Source organism: Bacteroides sp. MSK.20.82, assembly GCF_019052485.1.
Lineage (GTDB): Bacteria > Bacteroidota > Bacteroidia > Bacteroidales > Bacteroidaceae > Bacteroides > Bacteroides thetaiotaomicron.
In genome coordinates this window covers 43,285-58,453 of the sequence record NZ_JAHQUN010000002.1, presented here as the reverse complement: position 1 = coordinate 58,453, position 15,169 = coordinate 43,285, and the positions used below count along the sequence as shown (strand labels likewise).

The following is a 15,169-nucleotide window of genomic DNA, read 5'->3' as shown; positions in this document are numbered from 1 at the left end:
ACACAATATATGAAAAACACCACTACTCTTCAAAGTAAAAGAAGTATTACAGTACTCTTGGGAGTCCTTCTATATTTCTCATCGCTATCTGCACAGACCATGCAAGATACGATTATAGCTAACTTCAGTCTGATGGAAAGAATTCCTAAAGAAAAGTTGTACCTCCATCTGGACAAGCCTTTCTATGGAGCCGGAGAAAAGATATGGTTCAAAGGCTATCTGGTGAACGCCACCACCCATCAGGACAACTCACAAAGTAATTTTATCATTACGGAACTGATCAACCGTTCCGACTCCATTGTGGAACGAAAGAAAATCCGCAGAGATTCTCTCGGATTCCACAACGCCTTCACCCTCCCTGCCACCCTTCCGGCAGGCGATTACTACCTGCGGGGGTACAGCAACTGGATGCTGAATGAAGACCCCGACTTTTTCTTTTCGCGCAATATCAAGATAGGAAACTCTATCGACAATACCATCGTTTCGAGCATTGAGTATCAGCAAGAAGACGATACACATTACACTGCCAAAATCAAATTTACAAGCAACGTACAGGCTGTTTTCGAAAATACAACGATCAAATACCTGTACCTTGAGAATGGTAAGATAAAAAACAAAGGCAAAAAAAAGACGGACGAAAACGGCTGGATCTCCATTTCCCTGCCCGATTTAAAATCTCCGGCAGCGCGCAGAATAGAAGTAGAATTTGACGATCCGCAATATACCTACAAACGGACTTTCCATCTTCCTGTATTTACCAATGATTTCGATGTGAAGTTTTTCCCCGAAGGCGGTGCCCTGCTCAGCATTCCCCATCAGAATGTCGCTTTCAAAGCACAGGGAGCAGACGGTTTTTCTAAAGAAGTCGAAGGTTTCTTGTTCAACTCCAAAGGAGACACGCTTACCAATTTCCGGTCGGAACACAACGGTATGGGTATCTTTACGATGAATCCTGTCGATAATGAGACTTATTATGTTACGGTAAGAACCAATGACAGTATTACCAAGCGATTTGACCTTCCTGCCATAGAACCGAAAGGAATCTCCATCGCCATGTCGCACTATAAACAGGAGATTCGCTACGAAATCCAAAAGACAGAAGCAACCGAATGGCCTCAGAAACTATTCCTGCTTGCACATACCCGTGGCAAACTGGCCATTTTACAACCCATCAATCCGAAAAGAACTTTCGGAAAGATGAATGACAGCCTGTTTACGGAAGGGATCACTCACTTCATGCTGATTGATGAACAAGGAAATGCACTTAGCGAACGGTTGATTTTCGTTCCGGATCATAAGCCGAATCAATGGCAAATCACTGCAGACCAACCGACGTATGGAAAAAGAGAGAAGGTATCTTTGCAGATTGCTGCCAAAGACAACGAAGGTAACCCGGTAGAAGGAACCTTCTCTGTCAGCATCACCGACCGGAAAAGTATTCAGCCCGACTCTCTCGCCGACAATATCCTGTCCAATCTCCTGCTGACTTCGGATCTGAAAGGATATGTGGAAGACCCCGCATACTATTTTCTGAATCAGGACGCCCGGACGCTCCGTTCCATCGACTATCTGATGATGACACATGGCTGGCGCAGGCATAAAATGGAAAATGTTCTCCGCACTCCTTCGCTGAATTTCACAAATTATATAGAAAAAGGACAAACCATCAGCGGACGAATCATGGGATTCTTCGGAGCAAACGTAAAGAAAGGTCCCATCTGTGTACTGGCTCCCAAATACAATATCATAGCCACCACCGAGACAGACGAGAAAGGCCAGTTCATCGTCAATACCTCATTCAGAGACAGCACGACATTCCTTGTTCAGGCACGCACCAAGAAAGGATTTGCCGGTGTAGATATTCTTATGGACCCTCCCCAGTACCCGGTCGCTACGCATAAAGCCCCTTATTTGAACGGAGCAGCTACCTTTATGGAAGATTATCTGATGAATACCCGTGACCAGTATTACATGGAAGGGGGAATGCGTGTGTACAATCTGAAAGAAGTGACAGTTACAGCGAAGCGGGAACGTCCGAGTTCAAAAAGTATCTATACGGGAGGTATCAACACCTATACTGTAGAAGAAGACAGACTGCAAGGATACGGTCAGACAGCTTTTGATGCAGCCAGCAGACTACCCAGCGTTACGATCACGAACGGAAGTGAGATACATATCCGCAACAATTCCGAACCGGCAATCATTGTTATCGATGATATTGTGTATGAAGATGCTTCCGATATTTTGAAGGATATCCAAGTCAGTGATATGTCCAGTATCAGTTTGCTTCGAGGAGCAGATGCCGTCATACTGGGTCCCCGTGCTTCCGGAGGTGCCGTTGTCATCACTCTGAAAGACCCTAGAAATCTTCCGGCCAGACCAGCGCAGGGAATTATCACTTATACGCCGCTGGGATACAGTGAGTCCGTAGAATTCTATCACCCCACTTATGATACTCCCGAGAAGAAGAACGCTCAGCGTTCGGACTTCCGGAGTACCGTTTACTGGAATCCGGAATTACGGTTAGACGCCGAAGGCAAAGCGACCATCGAATACTATACACCAGACAGCACAGCTCCCGAAGATATCATTATCGAGGGCGTGGACAAGAATGGAAAGGTATGTCGCATCCTACAGACCATTAATAAGTAGCTTTTCTCAATGCTTCTTCAAACTTTTGTGTAGTTCAAATTTGAGTTCTGCTTCCTATTAAATAATCAGATAAAAACATCCGAACAACCCATTGAGTCAAAATTATTTTGTATTTTTGCCGTCATTAAAGAATAAAGCTATGCCGGACTATGATTTAATCACCATATTAGGGCCAACAGCCTCAGGGAAAACTCCTTTTGCTGCAGCATTAGCCCATGAACTGAATACAGAAATTATCAGTGCCGACTCTCGTCAGATCTATCGGGGAATGGACCTCGGTACGGGCAAGGACTTGGCAGATTATACAGTCGACGGACATCCAATTCCTTATCACTTGATTGATATCGCCGATCCCGGATATAAATACAATGTTTTCGAATATCAGCGAGATTTCCTGATTTCTTACGAATCCATCAAACAAAAAGGCTGTCTGCCCGTTTTATGTGGAGGGACAGGTATGTATCTGGAATCGGTACTGAAAGGCTATAAGCTGATGCCGGTACCGGAAAATCCGGAGTTACGTGCCCGTCTGGCTAATCACTCTCTCGAAGAACTGACCGAAATCCTGAAGCAATATAAAACATTGCACAACTCTACGGATGTGGATACCGTGAAACGTGCGATCCGTGCGATAGAAATTGAGGAGTATTATGCCGTGCATCCGGTTCCCGAACGGGAGTTTCCGAAATTGAACAGCCTCATCATCGGAGTAGATATCGATCGGGAACTGCGTCGCGAAAAGATTACCCGACGGTTGAAACAACGGTTGGACGAAGGAATGGTGGACGAAGTAAGGCGATTGACAGAACAAGGTATTTCACCGGACGACTTGATTTATTACGGACTGGAATACAAATTCCTGACGTTATACGTCATAGGCAAACTGACTTACGAAGAGATGTTCACTGAGCTGGAGACGGCCATCCATCAGTTCGCCAAACGTCAGATGACTTGGTTCCGCGGCATGGAACGTCGGGGATTTACCATCCACTGGGTCAGTGCAGAGCTGCCTATGGAAGAAAAGATAGCCTTTGTGATAGAAAAACTGCGAGGGAATTAGTATCTTTGCCAGTCATTTACGAATGGTCTGTGAAAGATAAAGAATGCGATTGTTAATACAGTTAGGATAGAAATACGGTTATGAGTGTAGAACCTGGAAAATGGGGAGTGATCTACAACCCCAAAGCAGGTACCCGAAAGGTACAGAAACGATGGAAAGAAATCAAGGAGTACATGGACAGCAAAGGTGTCAACTATGACTATGTACAATCCGAAGGTTTCGGTTCGGTAGAACGTCTTGCCAAAATTCTGGCGAACAACGGCTATCGCACCATTGTCATCGTAGGTGGCGACGGTGCGCTGAACGATGCCATCAACGGTATCATGCTCTCTGATGCCGAAGACAAAGAGAACATCGCCCTCGGCATGATCCCGAACGGTATCGGAAATGACTTTGCCAAATACTGGGGACTCAGTACCGAATACAAACCTGCCGTAGACTGTATCATCAACCACCGTCTCAAGAAAATAGACGTAGGCTTTTGCAACTTCTACGACGGCAAGGAACACCAACGCCGTTATTTCCTCAACGCAGTCAACATCGGCCTAGGCGCAAGGATTGTGAAAATCACCGACCAGACCAAACGCTTCTGGGGGGTGAAATTCCTGTCGTACGTCGCCGCCCTCTTCTCGCTGATATTCGAACGCAAACTATACCGGATGCACCTTCGTATCAATGACGAGCACATCCGCGGGCGCATCATGACCGTATGTGTAGGAAGCGCCTGGGGCTGGGGACAGACTCCGAGTGCCGTACCATACAACGGCTGGCTGGATGTATCCGTCATCTACCGTCCGGAATTCCTGCAAATCATTTCGGGATTGTGGATGCTGATTCAGGGAAGAATCCTGAACCATAAGATGGTGAAAAGCTATCGGACAAGAAAAGTGAAAGTGCTCCGCGCACAAAATGCTTCCGTCGATTTGGACGGTCGTTTGCTGGCAAGACATTTCCCGTTGGAGATAGGTGTATTATCAGAAAAGACTACTTTAATCATTCCGAATTAGCCGATAGAACCGGGCTTCTAACGAAAAGCAGCCCCTCACTCATGAAACTATAAATAAGTAATTAGTAACTTGTAATTAATAAAATGATCGAACTTAAGAACAATCCTGCTGGTAATTTCTTTCTGCTGGCCGGTCCATGTGTAATAGAAGGTGAAGAGATGGCAATGCGCATCGCTGAGCGCGTGGTCGGAATCACTGAAAAATTACAGATTCCTTATGTATTCAAAGGTTCTTACCGCAAGGCAAACCGTTCGCGTCTTGATTCATTCACAGGTATCGGTGACGAGAAGGCACTCAAAGTGCTGAAAAAGGTACATGATACTTTCGGAGTCCCCACAGTGACGGATATCCATTCGGCCAACGAGGCTGAGATGGCTGCCGAATACGTAGACATTCTCCAGATTCCGGCTTTCCTTTGCCGTCAAACGGATTTGCTGGTTGCCGCTGCAAAAACGGGCAAGACGATTAACATCAAGAAAGGACAGTTCCTCTCTCCGCTCGCCATGCAGTTTGCCGCTGACAAAGTGGTGGAAGCAGGCAACAAGAACGTGATGCTGACCGAACGCGGAACAACCTTCGGTTATCAGGACCTTGTAGTAGACTACCGGGGGATTCCTGAAATGCAAACGTTCGGTTATCCGGTCATACTGGATGTCACCCATTCATTGCAGCAACCCAACCAGACCAGCGGAGTGACCGGTGGTATGCCCCAACTGATCGAAACCGTAGCCAAAGCCGGCATCGCCGTAGGAGCCGACGGTATCTTTATCGAAACACACGAAAACCCCGCCGTAGCCAAGAGCGACGGAGCAAACATGTTGAAGCTGGACCTTCTGGAAGGACTATTAACGAAATTAGTCAGAATACGGGAAGCTATCAAATAACTCTTTTTTCTGCCCGTTTGTGATTATACACAAAAGAATACGACAGATATTTCAGACAACTTTTTTATAAACTAAATAGAACATGAAACATTTATTACGTGGATTTTTTATTGCAGTTCTCTTTATATGCTGCAACTTCCAACTCGTGCTTGCACAACCTATGCAAACATTGCCCGTGGACAAAAATGTCCGCATAGGTAAACTTGACAACGGGCTTACTTATTACATCCGACACAACGCACTCCCAGAAAAACGCGTCGAATTTCACATTGCACAGAAAGTGGGTTCCATCCTTGAAGAACCGCAACAGCGCGGTCTGGCTCACTTCCTTGAACACATGGCTTTCAACGGAACAAAAAACTTCCCGGGTGATGAAACCGGACTGGGCATCGTGCCTTGGTGTGAGACTAAAGGTATCAAGTTCGGAACAAACCTGAATGCATACACCAGTATCGACAAAACAGTATACCGAATCAGCAACGTACCTACCGACAACGTCAGTGTAGTAGACTCTTGTCTGCTGATCCTGCATGACTGGTCAAGCGCCATCAACCTTGCCGACAAGGAAATCGACAAAGAACGTGGTGTGATCCGTGAAGAATGGAGAAGCCGCAACAGTGGTATGCAGCGCATCATGACCAATGCCCTGCCTGTCATGTATCCGGATTCCAAATATGCAGACTGTATGCCAATCGGAAGCCTCCATGTAATCAACAATTTCCCTTATCAGGACATCCGTGACTACTATGCGAAATGGTACCGTCCGGACCTGCAAGGTATCATGATTGTCGGCGACATCAATGTAGATGAAATGGAAGCAAAGCTGAAAAAGGTATTTGCAGACGTAAAAGCTCCGGTGAATCCGGCTGAACGTATCTACTATCCGGTAGCAAACAATCAGGAACCGCAAATCTTCATCGGTACGGACAAAGAAATCGAAACTCCTTCCATCAGCTTCTTCTTCAAGAGCGAAGCCTTCCCGGATTCGCTGAAGAATACAATCAACTATTACGGCATTCAATACATGATTAGCATGGGAGTTACAATGCTGAACAGCCGTTTGGCAGAAATCCGTCAGCAAGCGAATCCTCCTTTTACAGGTGCAAGTGCAGGTTATGGCGACTTCTTCGTAGCCAAGACCAAAAATGCTTTCGGAGTAGACGCCAGCAGCAAAATCGATGGTATCGAACTGGCCATGAAAACGATTCTCGAAGAAACTGAACGCGCACGCCGCTTCGGATTCACCGAAACTGAATATGACCGTGCCCGTGCCAACTATCTTCAACGCGTAGAATCTGCTTACAATGAACGCGAAAAGATGAAAAACGACACTTATGTCAACGAATACATCAGCAACTTCCTTGACAACGAACCGATGCCGGGCATTGAATACGAATACGCTATGATGAATCAGCTGGCTCCGAACATTCCGGTAGCGGCTATCAATCAAGTGATGCAACAGCTGATCACTGACAACAATCAGGTAGTACTGTTGGCAGGTCCGGAGAAGGAAGGTGTAAAATACCCGACGAAAGAAGAAATCGCTGCTTTGCTGAAACAAATGAAATCTTTCGATCTGAAGCCTTACGAAGACAAGGTTTCTAACGAACCATTGCTGAAAGAAGAGCCGAAAGGCGGAAAGATAGTTTCTGAAAAAACCGGAGATATTTACGGAACAACAAAACTTGTTCTGTCCAACGGTGTGAAAGTATATATCAAAACAACTGACTACAAAGCTGACCAGATTCTGATGAAAGGTACCAGCCTTGGTGGTAGCAGCCAGTTCCCCGACAAAGAGATTCTGAATATCTCTCAAATCAACAGCGTAGCAATGGTTGGTGGTATCGGTAACTTCAGCAAAGTAGACCTGAGTAAAGCACTTGCAGGCAAACGTGCTTCTGTAGGAGCCGGTGTGAGCGCGACAACAGAAACGGTTTCCGGCAGTTGTTCTCCGAAGGACTTTGAAACAATGATGCAGCTGACTTATCTGACTTTCACTGCTCCCCGCAAAGACAACGAAGCATTCGAATCATACAAGAACCGCATGAAAGCCGAATTGCAAAATGCTGACGCTAATCCGATGACCGCATTCAGTGATACAGTCTCTTATGCATTGTATGGCAATCACCCACGTTCTTTCAGCATGAAAGAAAACATGGTGGACAAGATCGACTATGACCGTGTAATGGAAATGTACAAAGACCGTTTCAAAGATGCGAGCGACTTTACATTCTACTTTGTAGGAAACATTGATGTTGAGAAAATGAAACCGATGATCGCCAAATATCTGGGTGGTCTGCCATCTATCAATCGCAAAGAGACTTTCAAAGATACGAAGATGGAAATCCGTAAGGGTCAATACAAGAACGAGTTTGCCAAGAAACAAGAAACACCGATGGCAACCATCATGTTCCTGTTCAACGGTACTTGCAAATATGATTTACGCAACAACCTTACTCTCAGCATCCTCGATCAGGCATTGGATATGGTTTACACCGCAGAAATCCGTGAAAAAGAAGGCGGTACTTATGGCGTAAGCTGCAGCGGAAGCCTCACCAAATATCCGAAAGAACAACTCGTGCTTCAGATTGTATTCCAGACCGATCCGGCCAAGAAAGACAAACTGTCGGGCATCGTCATCGAACAGTTGGAAAAAATGGCCAAAGAAGGTCCGTCTGCCGAACACATGCAGAAGATCAAAGAGTATATGCTGAAAAAATACAAAGACGCTCAAAAGGAAAACGGCTACTGGCTGGGCAATCTGGATGAGTATTTCTACACAGGTATTGATTATACAAAAGACTATGAAACGTTGGTCAACAGCATCACAGCAAAAGATGTACAGGAATTCCTTGCCAAGCTGATGAAACAGAACAACGAAATCCAAGTCATCATGACCGTACCTGAAGAAGAAGCTAAATAAACTTTTATAGCATACCAACAGTATGATGATATTTAACGAATTACGCAAACATGGACGGCTCGCCTCCAAACGGCATCCGATGTATGAAAAGAACAAAGTTGCCAAAATATTCGGATATATCGGGGTTGCTTTCTGGGCAGGATACCTGATATTCTTCGGTACAACGTTTGCATTCGGTTTTGCAGATATGGTTCCCAACCGGGAACCATATCATGTAATGAATGCCGTTGCCCTGATATTTATTCTGGCACTTGACTTCCTCTTGCGTATTCCGTTCCAAAAAACACCGACGCAGGAGGTAAAACCTTACCTCCTGTTGCCGGTTAAACGAAATCGGATCATCGATTTCCTGCTTATCCGTTCGGGACTTAGTCTGTTCAACCTGTTCTGGTTGTTTATGTTCGTCCCCTTTTCCTTCATTACCATTACCAAATATTTCGGTATTTCAGGTGTACTCACCTATCTCATAGGAATCTGGCTTTTGATCGTTGCCAACAATTACTGGTACCTGTTATGTCGCACACTAATCAATGAACGTATTTGGTGGGTGCTGCTCCCTGTCGCTTTCTACGGTGGGCTGGGCTGCCTTGCCTTTATTCCCGAAGACAGTCCCCTGTTCTACTTCTTTATGGACCTGGGAGACGGATATATCAACGGGAATATTCTCTGTTTCCTCGGTACCATCCTTGTCATAGCCATTTTATGGCTGATTAACCGCAAAATCATGTCCGGCCTCATCTACGCTGAATTGGCAAAAGTAGATGACACCCGCATCAAGCATGTTTCAGAATACAAATTCTTCGAGCGATACGGAGAAGTTGGTGAATATATGCGGTTGGAATTAAAAATGCTTTTGCGCAACCGGCGTTGCAAAGGTGCATTGCGCAATGTTCTCCTTGTAGTCATCGCCTTCTCCTGCATACTTAGCTTTTCAAGCCTCTATGACACGAGCACCATGACTACCTTTATCTGTGTTTACAACTTTGCCGTATTCGGCATGATCATCCTTTCGCAGCTCATGTCTTTCGAAGGCAATTACATTGACGGACTAATGTCCCGCAAAGAATCCATCATGAGTCTGCTGAAAGCAAAATATTATATCTATACTATCGGCGAGATCGTCCCATTTGTCTTGATGATTCCCGCCATTATAATGGATAAAGTTCCCTTACTGGGTATCTTTGCCTGGTTCTTCTATACCACCGGTTTTATCTATTTTTGTTTCTTCCAACTGGCTGTTTACAATAAGCAGACCGTAGCACTGAACGAGAAAGTGACAAGCCGCCAGACCAACAGTGCCATACAAATGGTTGTCAACTTCGGAGCTTTCGGTATCCCATTGATCCTGTATTCTGTGTTGAATGCATTTCTGGGTGAAACGGTCGCCTACTCTATCCTGCTCGCCATCGGGCTTGGATTCACACTGACTTCTCCGCTTTGGATCAGAAACGTCTATAATCGTTTCATGAAACGGAGATACGAGAATATGGAAGGCTTCAGAGACAGCCGCCAATAAGAGATTTACGATTGAACCGATTAGTCATTTACGATAAAAATACCAAGACAATGATAAGCATCAATAATCTTCAAAAGAAATTCGGCGAAAAGATAGCCGTAAACATAGATCACTATGAAATCAATCAAGGCGATATGCTCGGATTGGTAGGAAACAACGGTGCCGGTAAAACAACACTTTTCCGGTTGATGCTCGACTTACTGAAAGCGGATAATGGGAATGTTGTCATCAATGACATTGACGTCAGTCAAAGTGAAGACTGGAAAAACTTCACAGGTGCTTTCATTGACGATGGATTTCTGATAGACTACCTTACCCCGGAAGAGTATTTCTACTTTATCGGGAAAATGTACGGACTGAAAAAAGAAGAGGTGGACGAACGCCTTCTGCCGTTCGAACGTCTGATGAGCGGAGAAGTGATCGGACAAAAGAAACTGATCCGTAACTACTCAGCCGGTAATAAACAGAAAATCGGCATCATCTCCGCTATGCTTCATTATCCTCAGTTGCTGATACTCGACGAACCGTTCAATTTCCTCGATCCCAGTTCGCAATCCATTATCAAACATATGCTCAAAAAGTATAGCGAAGAGCATAATGCAACTGTAATCATTTCCAGCCACAATCTGAATCATACGATAGATGTATGTCCGCGTATTGCCCTGCTGGAGAATGGCGTCATCATCCGGGATATTATGAATGAGAATAATTCTGCTGAAAAAGAACTGGAAGACTACTTCAATGTAGAAGAATAAAGTTACTTATAATTTTACGATATACGAAAAGAAAGATAGCCGATGAGAGTGAACTTCAAACTAATCTTCATACTGACAGGACTGATCCTTATCCTTAGTTCCTGCCGCACGTCTGCTCCCCGTCTGGATTACCAGGCACTGGCACGCGCCTCCATCCTGCTGGGCGTGGACATCAATATGGAAGATAACCACAAGCTCTATCTGGAATCGGCCGAATGGATTGGTGTTCCTTATCGTGGAGGCGGCGATTCAAAACGCGGTACCGACTGTTCGGGACTCACCTACCAGATATACCGGAAAGTATACCGTACTCAGGTTCCGCGAAATACCGAAGACCTGAGAAAAGAAAGTACCAAAGTCGCCAAACGGAATTTGCGAGAAGGCGATCTGGTATTCTTCAGCAGTAGCCGTTCCCGAAAAAAGGTAGCTCACGTAGGTATCTATCTCAAAAATGGGAAATTCATTCATGCCAGTACCAGCAAAGGAGTGATTGTCAGTCGACTGAGCGAAGACTATTACACCAGACACTGGATATCCGGAGGAAGAATTCGCTGATTATCAACTTAAAAACATATAGAATCATGAAATCGTTTATTGGAGCAGTCATATTTATCTGCGTAGCTTTAAGCGCAAACGCACAGCTTTTATGGAAAGTATCTGGTAACGGACTTAGCAGCCCTTCATACATTATGGGGACTCACCATCTCGCTCCGTTGAGTGTCAAAGACGGCATCGCCGGACTACAGAAAGCGATGGATGAAACACAACAGGTATATGGAGAACTGAAAATGTCGGATATCCAGTCTCCGGCCACCATCCAGAAGATGCAGAAAATGATGATGATCGAAAGCGATACGACTCTGACTACCCTCCTCTCACCGGAAGATTACGAAACCGCTAATAAATTCTGCAAGGAGAACCTGATGATGGACCTCAACATGGCACCCAAAATCAAACCGGCTTTCTTACTGAACAACATAGCAGTAGTGGCGTACATCAAGCACATCGGAAACTATAATCCACAAGAACAGCTCGATACTTATTTCCAGACTCAGGCAACGCAGAAAGGGAAAAGAGTGGATGGACTGGAAACTCCGGATTTCCAGTTTAACCTGCTATACAATGGAATTTCCCTGCAACGTCAGGCCCAACTGCTCATGTGTACCCTCAATAACATCGACAAAGAGGTGGAAAGCCTCAAAAGACTGACAGATGCCTATATGAAACAGGATTTGGAAACCATGCTGAAAATCAACGAAGAGCGCAAAGGAAATCAATGTGATGCACTTCCCGCAGAAGAAAACGCCCTAATTTACGACCGCAATAAAACATGGGTACAGAAACTAGCGGCTATCATGAAAGCCGCTCCTACCTTTGTTGCAGTCGGCGCTTTGCACCTGCCGGGTGATAAAGGCTTATTAAATTTACTGAAAAAACAGGGATATACAGTAGAAGCAGTAAAATGATGAATTATAAAACTTATTTATTCGATTTCGACTATACACTAGCCGATTCATCACGGGGTATCGTTACTTGTTTCAGAAATGTACTTAATCGTCACCAATATACGAATGTCACCGACGAAGCGATCAAACGTACCATTGGTAAAACACTGGAAGAATCTTTCAGCATACTGACCGGAGTCACCGACTGGGAACAGCTCACCGCTTTTCGACAAGAGTACAGACAGGAAGCGGATGTTCACATGAACGTGAATACCCGCCTTTTTCCTGATACACTCTCTACTCTGAAAGAACTAAAAGAGCGAGGTGCCCGCATCGGCATTATCTCTACTAAATACCGTTTCCGTATACTTAGTTTTCTGGATGAGTATCTGCCGGAAAACTTTCTCGACATAGTGGTAGGCGGAGAAGATGTACAAACTGCCAAGCCTTCACCGGAAGGAGTAAAATTCGCTCTCGAACACCTGGGCAGTACTCCGCAAGAAACCTTATACATCGGAGACAGTACTGTAGATGCCGAAACAGCACAAAATGCGGGAGTAGATTTTGCAGGTGTCCTTAATGGAATGACTACTGTTGACGAACTCAGAGCATATCCGCACCGGTTTATTATGGAGAACTTATCCGGTTTGCTATATATCTGATTATCTTCTGCTACAACAGCAAAAAAATAAAGGAAATATTTGTCTGAAACAAATAAAAGAAGTACTTTTGTGCCCGATTATTCCGCAACGGGTTCGACAAAGAGCTCTTTAAGTGATTAAAGACCACCCGCCGGAGCTAACTTATACATTATATATAAGATGTACGCAATTGTAGAAATTAACGGTCAGCAATTTAAAGCAGAAGCTGGTCAGAAACTGTTCGTTCACCACATTGAAGGTGCAGAAAACGGTTCAACTGTAGAATTTGAAAAAGTTCTTTTGGTAGACAAAGACGGAAACGTAACTGTAGGTGCTCCGACTGTAGAGGGTGCTAAAGTTGTTTGCCAGGTTATTTCAAACTTGGTTAAAGGTGACAAAGTGCTTGTATTCCACAAGAAAAGAAGAAAAGGTTACAGAAAACTGAACGGTCACCGTCAGCAGTTCACAGAGTTAACAATCACAGAAGTAGTAGCTTAATCATTTAAAAAGTAAGAAGAAATGGCACATAAAAAAGGTGTCGGTAGTTCTAAGAACGGCCGCGAATCACATAGCAAAAGATTAGGCGTTAAGATATTTGGTGGCGAAGCTTGCAAAGCAGGTAATATTATCATTCGTCAAAGAGGTACTGAATTCCACCCGGGTGAAAACATCGGAATGGGTAAAGACCACACTCTTTTCGCTTTAGTAGATGGTACAGTTAGCTTTAAAGTAGGTAGAGAAGACAGAAGATATGTTTCTATCATCCCTGCTGAAGCAACAGAAGCATAACCTGCACAACTGAAAATATTCAAGAAAAGGAGATGTAATCCAAACGATTGCATCTCCTTTCTTTTTTTATGCAGATTTTCATTGCTCGCTTATTCGTTTTTTCTTTATCTTTGTAGCCTTAATAAAGAAAGTTCATAAAAAGTATAGATATGCTTACCATTAAACAAATTACAGAAAATACAGAGGCGGTGCTCCGCGGACTGGAAAAGAAGCATTTCAAGAATGCAAAAGAGACGATTGACGAAGTCATCGCCCTCAACGACAAGAGACGTACTACGCAAAACCTATTAGATAAGAACCTGGCAGAGGTTAATTCACTTTCCCGCACGATCGGTCAGCTGATGAAAGAAGGAAAGAAAGAAGAAGCCGAAGCTGCACGTGCACGTGTTGCCGAACTGAAAGAAAGCAACAAAGCACTGGACGCTACCATGACACAGGCTGCTACAGACATGCAGAATGTACTTTATACGATCCCTAACATTCCTTATGACAGCGTACCCGAAGGCGTAGGTGCCGAAGACAATGTCGTAGAAAAGATGGGAGGCATGGAAACAGAACTTCCCAAAGATGCACTGCCTCACTGGGAACTGGCTAAAAAATACGATTTAATCGATTTCGATCTTGGTGTAAAGATTACAGGTGCAGGTTTCCCCGTATACAAAGGAAAAGGTGCCCAACTGCAACGTGCCCTGATCAACTTCTTCCTGGACGAAGCACGCAAATCCGGATACACAGAAATCATGCCGCCGACAGTAGTCAATGCCGCTTCCGGTTATGGCACAGGACAGCTTCCCGACAAAGAAGGACAGATGTATCATTGCGAAGTAGATGATCTCTACCTGATCCCGACAGCCGAAGTACCTGTCACTAACATCTACCGTGATGTTATCCTGGAAGAGAAGCAGTTGCCGATCATGAACTGCGCATACACACAATGTTTCCGTCGCGAAGCCGGTTCTTATGGTAAAGACGTACGCGGCCTGAACCGCCTGCATGAATTCTCCAAAGTAGAATTGGTACGTATCGACAAACCGGAACATTCCAAAGAATCTCACCAGCAAATGCTTGACCACGTAGAAGGCCTGTTGCAGAAACTGGAACTTCCATACCGCATACTCCGCCTGTGTGGTGGTGATATGAGCTTTACCGCTGCACTTTGTTTCGACTTCGAAGTATACTCCGAAGCACAGAAACGCTGGCTGGAAGTAAGTTCCGTATCCAACTTTGACACTTACCAGGCCAACCGACTAAAATGCCGTTACCGTAGCGCAGAAAAGAAAACAGAACTCTGCCATACATTAAATGGATCAGCACTGGCACTACCACGTATCGTCGCCGCTTTATTGGAAAACAATCAAACCCCCGAAGGAATTAGAATTCCTAAAGCATTGGTTCCATACTGCGGTTTCGAAATGATAGACTAAGAAACTTTCTACTCCTGTAAGAATGAGACATCTCTGCCCCTTACAGGAGTTTCCTTTATTAACCTTTAACACA

General features: G+C 44.7%; 13 protein-coding genes. All 13 read left to right on the top strand.

The features are described 5' to 3' along the window. The first annotated feature begins 9 nt into the window (after nt 1-9). Nucleotides 10-2,652 carry a TonB-dependent receptor plug domain-containing protein gene (locus KTR07_RS02305; RefSeq protein WP_113748728.1) on the top strand — a complete coding sequence of 881 codons (2,643 nt, stop codon included), beginning with the start codon at nt 10-12 and terminating at the stop codon, nt 2,650-2,652. Between the two features lie 139 nt (nt 2,653-2,791). Beyond that, nucleotides 2,792-3,712 carry a tRNA (adenosine(37)-N6)-dimethylallyltransferase MiaA gene (gene miaA, locus KTR07_RS02300; protein ID WP_008759993.1) on the top strand — a complete coding sequence of 307 codons (921 nt, stop codon included), beginning with the start codon at nt 2,792-2,794 and terminating at the stop codon, nt 3,710-3,712. Nucleotides 3,713-3,792: 80 nt separating this feature from the next. Beyond that, nucleotides 3,793-4,719 (top strand): diacylglycerol kinase family protein, encoded by a 927-nt coding sequence (locus KTR07_RS02295; protein WP_008759992.1) that lies wholly within the window; start codon nt 3,793-3,795, stop codon nt 4,717-4,719. An 83-nt stretch (nt 4,720-4,802) separates the two neighbouring features. Further along, nucleotides 4,803-5,603, top strand: a complete 801-nt coding sequence (kdsA, locus tag KTR07_RS02290; protein ID WP_113748729.1) for a 3-deoxy-8-phosphooctulonate synthase — start codon at nt 4,803-4,805, stop codon at nt 5,601-5,603. Nucleotides 5,604-5,685: 82 nt separating this feature from the next. Next, nucleotides 5,686-8,526 (top strand): pitrilysin family protein, encoded by a 2,841-nt coding sequence (locus KTR07_RS02285; protein WP_113748730.1) that lies wholly within the window; start codon nt 5,686-5,688, stop codon nt 8,524-8,526. A gap of 22 nt (nt 8,527-8,548) precedes the next feature. Beyond that, complete coding sequence (locus KTR07_RS02280; protein WP_165938062.1) at nt 8,549-10,042, top strand: DUF5687 family protein; 1,494 nt, start codon at nt 8,549-8,551, stop codon at nt 10,040-10,042. Nucleotides 10,043-10,092: 50 nt separating this feature from the next. Beyond that, nucleotides 10,093-10,797 carry an ABC transporter ATP-binding protein gene (locus KTR07_RS02275; RefSeq protein WP_055216889.1) on the top strand — a complete coding sequence of 235 codons (705 nt, stop codon included), beginning with the start codon at nt 10,093-10,095 and terminating at the stop codon, nt 10,795-10,797. A gap of 42 nt (nt 10,798-10,839) precedes the next feature. Continuing rightward, nucleotides 10,840-11,352: a C40 family peptidase gene (locus tag KTR07_RS02270; RefSeq protein WP_054958844.1), complete on the top strand. Its 513-nt coding sequence runs from the start codon at nt 10,840-10,842 to the stop codon at nt 11,350-11,352. A 26-nt stretch (nt 11,353-11,378) separates the two neighbouring features. Further along, nucleotides 11,379-12,263, top strand: a complete 885-nt coding sequence (locus tag KTR07_RS02265) for a TraB/GumN family protein (protein WP_113748731.1) — start codon at nt 11,379-11,381, stop codon at nt 12,261-12,263. Next, the gene (locus KTR07_RS02260) at nt 12,263-12,904 is read left to right on the top strand and encodes an HAD-IA family hydrolase (RefSeq protein WP_113748934.1); all 642 of its coding nucleotides are present in this window, start codon (nt 12,263-12,265) and stop codon (nt 12,902-12,904) included. The genes KTR07_RS02265 and KTR07_RS02260 overlap by 1 nt, the downstream gene beginning before the upstream one ends. A gap of 159 nt (nt 12,905-13,063) precedes the next feature. Further along, a complete protein-coding gene (gene rplU / locus KTR07_RS02255) occupies nt 13,064-13,381 on the top strand; it encodes a 50S ribosomal protein L21 (RefSeq protein ID WP_008759984.1) in 318 nt (105 codons plus the stop codon). Nucleotides 13,382-13,402: 21 nt separating this feature from the next. Next, complete coding sequence (gene rpmA / locus KTR07_RS02250) at nt 13,403-13,672, top strand: 50S ribosomal protein L27 (protein WP_055216883.1); 270 nt, start codon at nt 13,403-13,405, stop codon at nt 13,670-13,672. Between the two features lie 149 nt (nt 13,673-13,821). Next, nucleotides 13,822-15,096, top strand: a complete 1,275-nt coding sequence (gene serS / locus KTR07_RS02245) for a serine--tRNA ligase (protein ID WP_055216881.1) — start codon at nt 13,822-13,824, stop codon at nt 15,094-15,096. Nucleotides 15,097-15,169: the final 73 nt, after the last annotated feature.